We start from the raw sequence: 13,063 nt of genomic DNA, 5'->3' as shown, positions 1-13,063 counted from the left end.
CCCCGTGCCCGGCCCCACGGCCGGGGCCCCCCCCCCGGCCCGGGGCGGGGAGGCGGGCCCTCGTGGGTCCGGTGCTCGGTCAGGCGGCTGCCGGCGTGTACGGAGCGAGCTCCGCGGCCAGCTCCTCGTGGACCCGCACCTTGAGCAGGGTGCCCTCCGCGGTGTGCTCCTCGGAGATCACCTCGCCCTCGGTGTGCGCCCGCGCCACCAGCTTGCCGTGCGTGTACGGCACCAGCGCCTCGACCTCGACGGCCGGACGGGGCAGCTCCGCGTCGATCAGCGCCAGCAGCTCGTCGATGCCCTGCCCGGTGCGGGCCGACACGGCGATGGAGCGCTTCTCGAGCCGCAGCAGCCGCTGGAGCTCCAGCGGGTCCGCCGCGTCCGCCTTGTTGATCACGACGATCTCCGGCACGCCGGTGGCGCCGACGTCGCGGATCACCTCGCGCACCGCGGCGAGCTGCTCCTCCGGGTTCGGGTGCGAGCCGTCCACCACGTGCAGGATCAGGTCGGAGTCGCCGACCTCCTCCATGGTGGAGCGGAACGCCTCGACCAGGTGGTGCGGAAGGTGCCGCACGAAGCCGACGGTGTCGGCCAGCGTGTACACCCGCCCGCTGGGCGTCTCGGCACGGCGCACGGTCGGGTCCAGGGTGGCGAACAGCGCGTTCTCGACCAGGACGCCCGCGCCGGTGAGGCGGTTGAGCAGCGAGGACTTGCCGGCGTTGGTGTAACCGGCGATGGCGACCGAGGGCACCTTGTTGCGGCGCCGCTCCTGACGCTTCACCTCGCGGCCGGTCTTCATCTCCGCGATCTCCCGGCGCATCTTCGCCATCTTCTCGCGGATCCGCCGCCGGTCCGTCTCGATCTTGGTCTCACCGGGACCACGGGTGGCGAGGCCGCCGCCCTTGCCGCCGCCCATCTGACGGGACAGGGACTGACCCCAACCGCGCAGTCGCGGCAGCATGTACTGCATCTGCGCCAGCGCGACCTGCGCCTTGCCCTCGCGGGACTTGGCGTGCTGGGCGAAGATGTCGAGGATCAGCGCCGTCCGGTCGATGACCTTGACCTTGACGACGTCCTCGAGGTGGATGAGCTGGCCGGGGCTCAGCTCACCGTCGCAGATCACGGTGTCGGCGCCGGACTCGATGACGATGTCCCGCAGCTCGTTGGCCTTGCCGGATCCGATGTAGGTGGCCGCGTCGGGCTTGTCGCGCCGCTGGACCACACCGTCCAGCACCAGCGCGCCCGCCGTCTCCGCGAGGGCGGCCAGCTCGGCGAGCGAGTTCTCGGCGTCCCTCGCCGTGCCCGAGGTCCACACCCCGACGAGCACGACCCGCTCCAGACGGAGCTGCCGGTACTCGACCTCGGTGACGTCCTCGAGCTCGGTGGACAGGCCCACGACGCGCCGCAGGGCCGCGCGCTCGGAGCGGTCGAACTGGTCGCCGTCCCGATCGCCGTCGATCTCGTGGCTCCAGGCGACGTCCTCTTCCATCAGGGCATCGGCCCGAAGGGCGTGCGCGAATCGCTCGGAGTCCTGGGAAGTGGATGAAGAGGAGGTCATTGGGTCCTTACGTCGAAGGGGACGGAAGACGGGCCGTGCGGTCCGTCACTGTGCTCAACGTCCGAATGCCCCCGGTGATTCCCGGGCAACCCGTCGGCACACCTCGATGCTCCCACGGCGTCGCCGCCCCGTCACCGGGTTATCGGCCGCGACGGGCCGCCGGTGCACCCGCGCGGCCGTCACCCGGGTGCGCGGGGGTGCGCGTCGGCGGGCGGGCGCGTCGGCCTCGGGCGCTCGTACCGCCCGGTCCCGTGGCGTCCGGTCCCGCCGCGTCCGGCTCAGTGCGCGGGGTGCCCCTGCGGGACGCCGGGAGCGCCGTGGACGTGGCCGTGGTGGCCGTGAACGTGGCCGTGGTGCGCGTGGTGGCCGAGACCGGGGGCCGGGACGACCGTGCGGCCCGCGGCCGGCTTCCCCGCGGTGGTGGGGGCCTCGGACCGCCAGTCGGGGTGGCCGGGCATCGGCGGGGTCTTCGTCCCGTGGAGCCAGGGGCGGAAGAAGCCGTCGAGGTCACGCCCGGCGACCTCGGAGGCCAGCCGGACGAAGTCCGCCGTGGTCGCGGTCCCGTCCCGGTGGCGGTTCACCCAGGTGCGTTCCACCTGCTCGAAGGCGTGCTGTCCGATCTCCTGGCGCAGCGCGTAGAGCACCAGGGCGGAACCGTCGTAGATGACGGGGCGGAAGATGCCGATCTTCTGGCCCTCCTTCGGCGCCTTGGGGGCGGCGGGCGGGCCTCCGGCGGCGCGCCACCTGTCGGAGGAGGCGTAGGCGGCCTTCATCCGCTCCTCGAGGGTGCGGTGCCCGGTCTCGTCGGCGTAGAGCGCCTCGTACCAGGTGGCGTGTCCCTCGTTGAGCCAGACGTCGGACCAGGTGGCCGGGGTGACGCTGTCGCCGAACCACTGGTGGGCCAGCTCGTGCACCATGATCGACTCGACCATCCAGGCGGGGATGGCGGGCTCGGTGAACAGGAAGCGCTCGAAGAGAGAGAGCGTCTGGGTCTCCAGCTCGAACCCGGTGGTGGTGTCGGCGATCAGGATGCCGTACGTCTCGAACGGGTACGGACCGACCTTGGCCTCCATCCAGTCGATCTGCCCGGCCGTCCTGGCGAGCCACGGTTCCAGCTTCTGCCGGTCGGCGGCCGGGACGACGTCCCGCAGCGGGAGCCCGTGCGGGCCCTGGCGGCGGACCACGGCGGACCGGCCGACGGAGACCTGCACCAGCTCGGTGGCCATGGGGTGCTTGCTGCGGTAGGTCCAGGTGCGGGTCCCCGCGGCGCCGCGGGCGGCCTCGTCGCCGGTGGGGAGGCCGTTGGCGACGGCGGTCAGCTCGGCGGGGGCCGTGACGGTGATGGTGTAGAGCGCCTTGTCGGACGGGTGGTCGTTGCACGGGAAGACCAGGTGGGCGGCGTCGGCCTGGTTGGCCATGGCGAGACCGTCCTTGGTCACCACCCAGCCGTGCTGCTGTCCCTCGGGCGGGCGCGGGTCGCTGGTGTGCCGGACGACGATCCGGGTGGTGTCGCCGGCCTCGGGCGCCGTGCGGGGCGTGATCACCAGGTCCTCCCCGGCGCTGGTGAACGCGGCCTTCGCGCCGTCCACCGTGACCGAGGAGACCGTGCCGTGCGCGAAGTCCAGGTTGAGCCGCTCCAGGCGCCGGGTGGCCTTGGCCTCGATGGTGGTGACCGCCTTCATCGGGCGGGTGTTGGAGCCCGGGTAGGCGAAGCGGAGGTCGTAGGCGCGGACGTCGTACCCGGGGTTGCCGAGGTGCGGGAAGAGCCGGTCGCCGACACCGAGGGGGGCGGCGGGCGTGGGGTCCGGGGCGGCGGCCGCCACCAGACAGACGGAGACGGCGGAGGCCAGCAGGGCGCCGCGGACGGCGCGGCGGCGGGGGCGGTGCGAGAGCATCCCCCACGGCTACCAGGACGGGTGGCCACCGCGAGGGCGACTCGCACCCTTCCCACCCGAACGGGTAAGTTCGCGCGCCACCGCCGGGGAACGCCGACTTCCGCCGAGAAGCGCGAACGCCGGCCGGGCGACGCCGACTTCCGCCGAGAAGCGGACACCGGCCGGGCGACGCCGACTGCGCCGAGAAGCTCGGACGCCGGCCGGGCGACGCCGACTCCGCCGTGGAGCGCGGGCCCGACGGGGAGCCCCGGGGCTCACTGCGTCGCGGCGGCAGCCCGGCTGACGTCGAAGACGCCCGGCACGTCCCGCATGGCCCGCATCAGGGCCGGGAGGTGCGCGGCGTCGGGCAGGTGGAGCGTGTAGGTGTGCCGGACGCGCTGGCGGACCGGCGGTTCCACGGTGGCGGAGACGATGTCGCCGCCCTCGGCGGCGATCGCCTCGGTGAGGTCGGCCAGCAGGTGCGGCCGCCCGAAGGACTCGGCGACCAGGGTGACCCGGCAGGCGGTGGTCTCGCCCCAGCGGACGCCGACCTGCTCACGCCCCGCCGCGAGCATCCGCACGGCGGTGGCGCAGTCGGTCCGGTGGGCGGCGACCGCACCGCCGCGGACGGTGAACCCGACGATCTCGTCGCCCGGCACGGGCGTGCAGCAGCCCGCGAGGCGGACCGGGGCGCCCTGCCGGTCGGAGACGACCCCGGGCCCGCGGAACGACGCGTCGGGTTCGAAGGACGGCTCCGGGGCGGACGCGGCCTCGCGGATCTCCTCCTCGGCGCGCCCCTCGGCGGGGAGTTCCCCGGCCGGCGCCTCGGCGGCGCGGGCGGCGAGCCGCCGCTGGATGGCGATCCGGGCGGTCGGCGTGTGGGCGTGGTCGAGCCATTCCCGGGAGGGTTCGGAGGCCGGGTCCTGGCCCATCAGCAGCTGCACCCGGTCACCGTCGCGCAGCACAGTGCCGAGCGCGGCGAGGCGTCCGTTGACCCGGGCGCCGATACAGGAGTGGGCGTCCTCGCCGTACTGGGCGTAGGCGGCGTCCACGCAGGTGGCGCCCTCGGGGAGGCCCAGGGCCCCGCCGTCGGCGCGGAAGACGGTGATCTCGCGGTCCTGGGCGAGGTCCTCGCGCAGCGTGGTCCAGAACATGTCGGTGTCGGGGGCCGCGGCCTGCCAGGTCAGCAGGCGGGAGAGCCAGCCCGGGCGGGTCGGGTCGGCGCGCTCGCCGTCGGGCCCGCCGCCGTCCGGCCGCTCGCCGTCCGGCCGCTCGCCCTCGCCCTGCCCGTCCGAACCGGGCGGTGCCACATGGGGGTTGCCGAGGGCGATCACACCCGCCTCGGCGACCTTGTGCATCCGGTGCGTGCGGATGAGGACTTCGGTGACCTGGCCGTCCTCGCGGGCGACGGCGGTGTGCAGCGACTGGTAGAGGTTGAACTTGGGGACGGCGATGAAGTCCTTGAACTCCGAGACGACCGGCGTGAAACAGGTGTGGAGTTCGCCCAGTACGCCGTAGCAGTCGGCGTCCTCGTTGACGAGGACCAGCAGCCGGCCGAAGTCCGTGCCTCTCAACTGCCCGCGCTTCAGGGAGACCCGGTGGACCGACACCGAGTGCCGCGGCCGGACGACGACCTCGGCGGGGATCCCGGCCTCACGGACCACTCCGCGGACCGCTTCGGCGGTCTCACCCAACGGGTCCTCGCCGGAAGCCGCGTTGCCCGCGATCAGTTCCTGGGTCCGGGCGTGGTCCTCGGGGTGGAGGACGGAGAACACCAGGTCCTCCAGCTCGGTCTTGAGGACCTGCACGCCGAGCCGTTCGGCGAGCGGGATCAGCACCTCGTGGGTGACCTTGGCGATGCGTTCCTGTTTCTCGCGGCGCATCACCCCGAGGGTGCGCATGTTGTGCAGCCGGTCGGCGAGTTTGATCGACATCACGCGGACGTCGTTGCCGGTGGCGACCAGCATCTTGCGGAACGTCTCGGGTTCGGCGGCGGCGCCGTAGTCGACCTTCTCCAGCTTGGTGACGCCGTCGACCAGGTAGGCGACCTCCTCACCGAAACCGGCGCGCACCTGCTCGAGCGTGACGGCGGTGTCCTCCACCGTGTCGTGCAGCAGGGAGGCGGTCAACGTCGTGGTCTCCGCGCCGAGTTCGGCGAGGATCAGGGTGACGGCGAGGGGGTGCGTGATGTACGGCTCGCCGCTCTTGCGCATCTGGCCGCGGTGCGAGGACTCGGCCAGCACGTAGGCGTGGCGCAGGGGTTCCAGGTCGGCGTCGGGGAAGTGGGCGCGGTGCGCCTCGACGACGTGGCCGATCGCGTCCGGCAGCCGGTCGCGGCCCGTCGGGCCGAGCAGGGCGGCCCGGCCCAGACGCCTCAGGTCCAGTCTGGACCGGGAGCGCCGGCGCGGGGCCGGCGGGCTCTGGGGGACGGGCGTCACGGCCCCCGGGGTAGCGGCGTTCGTGGCCTCCGCGCTCATCGGCACCTCCGGCTGCGTCGACCGGCGGACGGGGATCCCGAGAGGCGACACGGCCGAGGATGCGGTGCCGATCCCCCGTCCGGACCGGTGCTTGATGCTATCGAGCCCATCACGCGCCGTTCACCGCCTCTCGCCGAGCGTGAACGGGATCACCCGTTCGAGGGAAGGAGTGGGGTGTCGCGGCGTGGCGGTCCGTCCTGCGTGCCGCCGTGCCCGCGGAGGGCCCCAGGGCCCTCGCGCATCCCGCTCCCGCCCGTCTCATGCGGTGCGTACCGCCGGGGCGGGGACGGCGGCGTTCCTCGCGGCGGTGGCGCGGGCGAACCACTCGGGGTCGAGCTCGCCCTCGGCGACGATCTCCGCCGGGCCGGTCATCTCGATCTCGCCGTCCGGACGTTCGGTGATCAGCAGGCGTCCGCCGGGCAGGTCCACGGTGTACGTCACGGGGGTGCCGGTCACTGCCGGGTCCGCGTCGTCCCGGCGGGCCGCGGCGACGGCCACGGCGCAGGCTCCGGTGCCGCAGGAGCGGGTCTCGCCGGAGCCGCGTTCGTGGACCCGCATGGCCACGTGGCGTGGGCCGCGGTCGACGACGAACTCGACGTTGACCCCGTCCGGGTAGACGGCGGCGGGTGCGAACGGCGGCGGCTCGTGCAGCGTCCCGGCGTGCGCCAGGTCGTCCACGAAGGTGACGGCGTGCGGGTTGCCCATGTTGACGTTGCGGGCGGGCCAGCTGCGGCCGCCGACGGTGACCGTCACGCCGTCCTCGGGGAGGACCGCGCGGCCCATGCGGACGGTGACGTCGCCGTCCTTGGCCAGGTGCACGGTCTTCACACCCCCGCGGGTGGCCACGGCCAGGTCACCGGCGGTGACGTGGCCGGCGTGCTGGAGGTAGCGGGCGAAGACGCGGACGCCGTTGCCGCACATCTCGGCGACCGAGCCGTCGCCGTTGCGGTAGTCCATGAACCACTCGGCCTCGCCGGCCATCGCGCGGGCCTCCGGGTGGGCGGCCGAGCGCACCACGTGCAGCAGTCCGTCGGCCCCGATCCCGGCCCGGCGGTCGCAGAGCGCGGCGACGGCGGCGGGGGGCAGGTCCACGGCGTTCTCGGGGTCGGGCACGATCACGAAGTCGTTCTCGGTGCCGTGGCCCTTGAGGAAGGCGATCCGCGTGCTCATCCCTCGATCGTACGACCTGGCCGGAGCGGACGACGGGTGAGGGCCGTCCGAGGCGCGGGCCGGCGGTGCTCCGGCGCGGCGGCTCATCGCAGGCGGGCGACGCGCCACACGGCGAGCAGGACGACGGCGATCACCGTCACCGCGTAGGCCAGCATGATCCGCCAGTCGGGGCGGCGGCCGGAGCCGCGCGGGGGCAGGCCGGGCCAGTTCTGGCCGACCCTGCGGGCCGCCACCAGGCCCCAGCCGGCGGCGCAGGAGCAGATCAGCACGCCCAGCATGGCGATGACCGCGCCGCTGTCGCCGAAGTCGAAGGCGAGCGGGAAGGCGAACATCAGGGAGCCCGCGGCGGCGAGCCCCACCACGGGGGCGAGGTGCCAGGCGCTCAGCCGGCGCCGGGGACGGAGCTCGACCTCGACCTCCGGGCCGGTGTACAGCTCGTCGGGCGGCGGGCCGTCGTCGCTCACGCCGTCCACGACCTCGTCGTCGGTCTCCGGCCGGCCGTCGGTGCCGGGGTCCTCGGGTTCCCCGTCGAGCACGGGGTCCTGCCCGTCGGCGGGTGCGTCGTCGATCTCGTCGATCTCCAGGCCGACGTCCGGGTGGAGGCCCGGGTCGGTCTCACGGCTCGTCCCGGGGTGGGTGAACGCCTCGTCCCCGGTGCGCGCCGGGGGGACGCGGGGCGGCTCGGCCGCGTCGGGCGCCGGGGCGTCGTCGTGCCCCCTGTCGCCCTTGGCGACCTGCTTCCCGTGTGCGGTGTCGCGAGGGCCGGCCTCCATCGCCACGCGCCCTCCTGACTGGGACTCCACTGGTCGATCGGATCACGATGATGGCACGCCGCCCGGGGCCGGAATGACGCCCGGAGCGACCCGATGCCATCACGTGATCAGGCTGTAACCGGCCGTTCGAGCAGGGCGAGCGCACGCTCGGGCATGCCGGCGGCGTCGTCCGCCGCCCCACTGAGCCAATGCACCCGCGGGTCGCGCCTGAACCACGAATCCTGGCGGCGCGCGAAGCGTTTGGTCGCGCGGACCGTCTCGGCGCGCGCCTCGTCCTCGGTGCACTCCCCGGCGAGCGCGGCCAGGATCTGCTGGTAGCCGAGCGCCCGGGAGGCCGTGCGCCCCTCACGCAACCCCTGTGCCTCCAGAACCCCGACCTCCTCGACCAGTCCGGCCTCCCACATGCGGTCGACCCGGCGGGCGATGCGCTCGTCCAGCTCCGGCCGGGGCACGTCGACGCCGATCTGCACGGTGTCGTACACCGACTCGTGGCCGGGCAGGTTGGCGGTGAAGGGCTTGCCGGTGATCTCCACGACCTCCAGCGCGCGCACGATGCGGCGGCCGTTGGACGGCAGGATCGCGGCGCCCGCCTCGGGGTCGGCCGCGGCCAGCCGCGCGTGCAGGGCGCCGGGGCCGTGCCGTTCCAGTTCCTCCTCCAGGCGGGCCCGCACCTCGGGGTCGGTGCCGGGGAACTCCATCCGGTCGACCGCGCCCCGCACGTAGAGCCCGGAGCCGCCGACCAGCACCGGCCAGCGGCCCTCGGCGAGCAGCGCCTCGATCCGGGCGCGGGCCAGTCTCTGGTACTCCGCGACGCTCGCGGCGACGGTGACGTCCCAGATGTCGAGCAGGTGGTGCGGGACGCCGCCGCGCTCCTCGACGGTCAGCTTGGCGGTGCCGATGTCCATGCCCCGGTACAGCTGCATGGAGTCGGCGTTGATCACCTCGCCGCCGAGCCGCTGGGCGAGGAGGACGCCCAGGTCGGACTTGCCGGCGGCGGTGGGGCCGACGACGGCGATGACGCGCGGGGTGGGACGAGTACTGCTCACCGCCCCAGTCTCCCAAATCTCCGCCCGTGGTCAGGACCCCGGTGCCGCCTCGGTCGGACGCGCGCATCCGGCCGGTTCCGTCCCGCATACGTACGGTGTGGAACGGACAGGTGTGTACCGACACCACGGAAGGCGGACCATGAGCGGTTTCCTCGACAACCTGAAGAACAAGCTCGGTCCCGCTAAGGACAAGGTCAGCGACCTCGCCTCGCGGAACCAGGACAAGATCCAGCAGGGCATCGACAAGGCCGCGCGGATGGCCGACGAGCGGACCAAGGGCAAGTACTCCGACAGGATCGAGCGCGGCACCGGCAAGGCCAAGGACGCCGCGGCCCGGCTGGCCGAGGAGCGGGGCGGCGCGCACGGTCGCGGCACGGGCATGACCGGTGACGAGGGTCCCGGTCCGGTCCGCCGCCCGGACCGCGGGGACGAGGGCACGACGCCGCCGTCCTCGCCGCCTCCGGGGTACTGACCTCCGGGGTACTGACCGCCGGGGTACTGACCGCCGGGGTACTGACCGCCGGGGTACTGACCGTCCTGCGACCGCGTCAGGTCCAGGACGCGACGAAGTAGCCCACGCCGTAGGGGGCGGCGTCGTGCAGCAGCCGGTGGTGGCCGAGCGCGCCGGTGTCCGCGCCCGCGCCCGCCTCGACGCCCGCGGCGGCTCCGGCTCCGGCTCCGGCTCCGGTGAGCACCTGCCAGGCGGGGCGGCCGGAGACCATCAGGGCGCGCGCGGTGTCCCGGTCGAGCCCGGCCAGGAAGCCGTCCGCGTCCCCCGAGGCGAGGGCGGCGGCGATCCGGGCGTCCAGCGGGGCGGCCCGCTCGTCCAGGTATCCGGGGGCCTTGACGTCGCGGCGGGCGCTGCCGTCGCCGGTCACCAGGAGGGCGACGCGGTCGGCCCAGCGGGCGATCTCCGCGCCGCGGGCACGGTGGGTGTGCGGGTCGCCGTCCTCGGCCGCCTCCACGGCGCGGACCGGGCCGGTCCAGCCGGAGCGGGCGAGCAGCCACGCGCCGACGGTCAGCGAGAGCGGAAGCGGGGCGGCGTCCGCGGGGGTGGTCCCTTCGCCCAGGGTGACGTCCAGGGGGACGCCGTAGCCGCGGAACGTCCCGGTCGCGCCGGGCTCGTGCACGGCGTCGCGGGGGCCGGGGCCGACGACCACGATCAGGTCCGGCTTCGCCTCGACGAGCGCCCGCACGGCCTCGTCGCACGCCGCGCGCAGCGGCTCCAGCTCGTCGGCGGCGCCTTGGGCGACCTCGGGCACGAGCAGCGGGGGGCACGGACAGACGGCAGCGGCGACAACCATACCCGCAGCGTAACCGCCCCTCCCCGCCGGCGACCCGGCCACCGCCGCCTGCGGTGTCCGCCGCCCTGCGGGCAGTCGTGCCGCTGGGCGGCCGGGGGTACCCCGCGGCCGCCGCGGAGGGGGTCAGTCGCAGCCGCAGGCGCCCGCGGGGGCCGGGGTCGGGGCGGGGGCTCCGACCGTGGGGAGCCCCAGCATCACTCCGGCCGGCTTCGCGGCCTCCGCCGCGTTCCGCCGGGCCCACGCGTCCCCCGCCCGTGTACGCCGCACGGCCAGCACCGGGCCCTCCGCCAGCAGGTGGTGCGGCGCCGCGTACGTGACCTCGACGGTCACCACGTCGCCCGGCCGCACCTCCTCCTCCGGCTTGGTGAAGTGCACGAGCCGGTTGTCCGGCGCGCGCCCGGAGAGCCGCTGCGTCGCGCCGTCCTTGCGGCCCTCGCCCTCGGCGACCATGAGCTCCAGCGTCCGGCCGACCTGCTTCTTGTTCTCGTCCCAGGAGATCTCCTCCTGCAGGGCGACCAGCCGCTCGTAGCGCGCCTGGACGACCTCCTTGGGGATCTGCCCGTCCATCGTGGCCGCGGGCGTGCCGGGCCGCTTCGAGTACTGGAAGGTGAAGGCCTGCGCGAACCGCGCCTCGCGCACCACGTGCAGGGTCTGCTCGAAGTCCTCCTCGGTCTCGCCGGGGAAGCCCACGATGATGTCGGTGGTGATCGCCGCGTGCGGGATGGCGGCCCGCACCTTCTCGATGATCCCCAGGAACCGCTCCTGGCGGTAGGAGCGCCGCATCGCCTTGAGGATCGGGTCGGACCCGGACTGCAGCGGCATGTGGAGCTGCGGCATCACGTTCGGCGTCTCGGCCATCGCGGCGATCACGTCGTCGGTGAAGTCCCGCGGGTGCGGGGAGGTGAAGCGGACCCGCTCCAGGCCGTCGATCTTCCCGCAGGCGCGCAGCAGCTTGCTGAACGCCTCGCGGTCGCCGATGTCGGAGCCGTAGGCGTTGACGTTCTGGCCGAGCAGCGTGATCTCGGAGACGCCTTCGGCGACCAGGGCCTCGATCTCGGCGAGGATGTCGCCGGTGCGGCGGTCCTTCTCCTTGCCGCGCAGCGCCGGGACGATGCAGAAGGTGCAGGTGTTGTTGCAGCCGACGGAGATCGACACCCAGGCGGCGTAGGCGCTCTCGCGGCGGGTGGGCAGCGTGGAGGGGAAGGCCTCGAGCGACTCGGCGATCTCGACCTGCGCCTCCTCCTGGACGCGGGCGCGCTCCAGCAGGACGGGCAGCTTGCCGATGTTGTGCGTGCCGAAGACGACGTCCACCCAGGGCGCCCTCTTGACGATCGTCTCGCGGTCCTTCTGGGCGAGGCAGCCGCCGACGGCGATCTGCATGCCGGGGCGCGAGGCCTTGCGGGGGGCGAGGCGGCCGAGGTTCCCGTAGAGGCGGTTGTCGGCGTTCTCGCGGACGGCGCAGGTGTTGAAGACGACGACGTCCGCGTCGCCGTCCGACCCTTCGGGGGCGCGGACGTAGCCGGCGCCCTCCAGCAGCCCGGAGAGCCGCTCGGAGTCGTGGACGTTCATCTGGCACCCGTAGGTGCGCACCTCGTAGGTCTTCACCGCCGTGGTGTCGACCGCCGTCGTGTCGATCACCGTCGTGTCGACCACCGAGGTGTCGGTCGTCGTCGTGTCGACGACGGCCGTGTCCACCGCCCCGTTCACCGCGTCGCTCCGGTCCATGCTGCTCATAGGACACAAGGGTAAGGGGGCGCCGGAGCGCCCCCGTACGCCTCCCGCCGGACGCCGTCCCTCACAGGCGGGCGGTCATCGACTCGCAGACCCCGTGCACCCCGTCGAGCCGGTGCTCGGCACCGCCGGCCCGCAGCACTCCCCGGTAGCGGCCGTACATCTGGAAGTAGTCGATGGCGAGGAGGCCGAACTGGTGGCGGACCTCCTTGCGGCCCTCCGGCTCGAAGACGACGTCCAGCCGTCCGTCGCGGGAGGCGATCGTCCACGGGGCGGACGGGTCGCCGGGCCGCTGGGGCGTGAAGGAGATCTCACCGAGCGGTTCGCAGGCTCCGGGCGCCCAGATCGCCGACTCCTCCGGCTCGCCGGGCAGCTCGGGGCGGTCGGCGAAGTTGGCGCCGACCGGGCCGTCCGCGGTGGGCAGTGCGAAGGTGCCCCACAGCCAGCGGGTCCGGTAGGGCAGGAACGAGCGGTGTTCGTCGAGCAGGGCGAGGTCGCGCGCCGGGTCGAAGACGTACTCGGCGGAGCCGACCCTGAGCACGCCGGCGACGGGGAAGACCGCCTTGTGGGTGTACATCCGGCCGTTGCCCGGCAGCCGGGAGGAGACCGACAGCGGCGCGCTCGCGGCCCGCGCGTCAAGGGTCAGCTCGGCCTCGAAGGCGGGGGCGGTCGCGGTGGCGGCGACGTCGACGTGGATCGTGTGCCGTCCCGCCCGCTCGGCGAAGTCGTAGGCGATGCGGTGGCCGTTCCCGCCGAAGGCGCAGTGGCCGCCGTCCAGCAGGTCCGCCGGGAGGGCGGCGGAACCGCCGCGGGCGTTGGCCGCGTGCTGGTGGAGGGCTCCGGTACGCCGGTCGTGCGCGTAGATCTCGCTGCTGGCCAGGTACTGCGCGTCCTGGATGATCATGGAGGACCAGACGTCCGGGTGGAGCAGCGTGAAGCCGGCCCACTCCTTCAGCCTCAGCCGCCGCAGCAGCCGGGCGGGCCCGGTGAACTCGTCGAGCGGGTTGACGCGGACCGGCCGGGCGGCGAGCCGCCCGAAGCGGCGCGCACCGCCCTCGATCAGCAGGGCGGGGGCGGAGGGCGCGTGGTGATCGGACACAACGCCGGATCCCACCACCCGCTCCGCCGCG

10 protein-coding genes are annotated in these 13,063 nt (G+C 74.2%); 1 reads left to right on the top strand and 9 read right to left on the bottom strand.

Annotation, left to right across the window (positions count from 1 at the left end):
* Nucleotides 1-79: 79 nt before the first annotated feature.
* The 6 genes from hflX to miaA form a co-directional block, all read right to left on the bottom strand.
* Entirely contained in the window at nt 80-1,558 is a 1,479-nt protein-coding gene (hflX, locus tag ABZ836_RS28220; RefSeq protein WP_356133776.1) for a GTPase HflX, read from the bottom strand.
* Nucleotides 1,559-1,836: 278 nt separating this feature from the next.
* On the bottom strand, nt 1,837-3,453 hold the full coding sequence (locus ABZ836_RS28215; RefSeq protein WP_356133778.1) for a M1 family metallopeptidase: 1,617 nt from the start codon (nt 3,451-3,453) through the stop codon (nt 1,837-1,839).
* A 254-nt stretch (nt 3,454-3,707) separates the two neighbouring features.
* On the bottom strand, nt 3,708-5,909 hold the full coding sequence (locus tag ABZ836_RS28210) for an HD domain-containing protein (protein WP_361146789.1): 2,202 nt from the start codon (nt 5,907-5,909) through the stop codon (nt 3,708-3,710).
* A gap of 258 nt (nt 5,910-6,167) precedes the next feature.
* The gene (gene dapF, locus ABZ836_RS28205) at nt 6,168-7,079 is read right to left on the bottom strand and encodes a diaminopimelate epimerase (protein WP_361146786.1); all 912 of its coding nucleotides are present in this window, start codon (nt 7,077-7,079) and stop codon (nt 6,168-6,170) included.
* Nucleotides 7,080-7,162: 83 nt separating this feature from the next.
* On the bottom strand, nt 7,163-7,615 hold the full coding sequence (locus tag ABZ836_RS28200; RefSeq protein ID WP_361146794.1) for a hypothetical protein: 453 nt from the start codon (nt 7,613-7,615) through the stop codon (nt 7,163-7,165).
* Between the two features lie 344 nt (nt 7,616-7,959).
* Nucleotides 7,960-8,898: a tRNA (adenosine(37)-N6)-dimethylallyltransferase MiaA gene (gene miaA, locus ABZ836_RS28195; RefSeq protein WP_356133784.1), complete on the bottom strand. Its 939-nt coding sequence runs from the start codon at nt 8,896-8,898 to the stop codon at nt 7,960-7,962.
* Between the two features lie 139 nt (nt 8,899-9,037).
* Between miaA and ABZ836_RS28190 the strand changes: the two genes are divergently transcribed.
* The gene (locus ABZ836_RS28190) at nt 9,038-9,370 is read left to right on the top strand and encodes an antitoxin (RefSeq protein WP_356133786.1); all 333 of its coding nucleotides are present in this window, start codon (nt 9,038-9,040) and stop codon (nt 9,368-9,370) included.
* A 76-nt stretch (nt 9,371-9,446) separates the two neighbouring features.
* Here the strand turns inward: ABZ836_RS28190 and ABZ836_RS28185 are convergent, their stop codons facing one another.
* From ABZ836_RS28185 to ABZ836_RS28175, 3 genes are all read right to left on the bottom strand, one after another.
* On the bottom strand, nt 9,447-10,202 hold the full coding sequence (locus ABZ836_RS28185) for a class III extradiol dioxygenase subunit B-like domain-containing protein (RefSeq protein WP_361146782.1): 756 nt from the start codon (nt 10,200-10,202) through the stop codon (nt 9,447-9,449).
* A gap of 123 nt (nt 10,203-10,325) precedes the next feature.
* Nucleotides 10,326-11,936: a tRNA (N6-isopentenyl adenosine(37)-C2)-methylthiotransferase MiaB gene (miaB, locus tag ABZ836_RS28180; protein ID WP_361146779.1), complete on the bottom strand. Its 1,611-nt coding sequence runs from the start codon at nt 11,934-11,936 to the stop codon at nt 10,326-10,328.
* A gap of 61 nt (nt 11,937-11,997) precedes the next feature.
* Complete coding sequence (locus ABZ836_RS28175) at nt 11,998-13,032, bottom strand: DUF2804 domain-containing protein (protein ID WP_356133789.1); 1,035 nt, start codon at nt 13,030-13,032, stop codon at nt 11,998-12,000.
* Between the last annotated feature and the right edge of the window lie 31 nt (nt 13,033-13,063).

This window comes from Streptomyces sp. NPDC047130 (genome assembly GCF_040643475.1).
Classification (GTDB): Bacteria; Actinomycetota; Actinomycetes; order Streptomycetales; family Streptomycetaceae; genus Streptomyces.
This window is presented reverse-complemented; position numbering and strand designations above follow the sequence as displayed.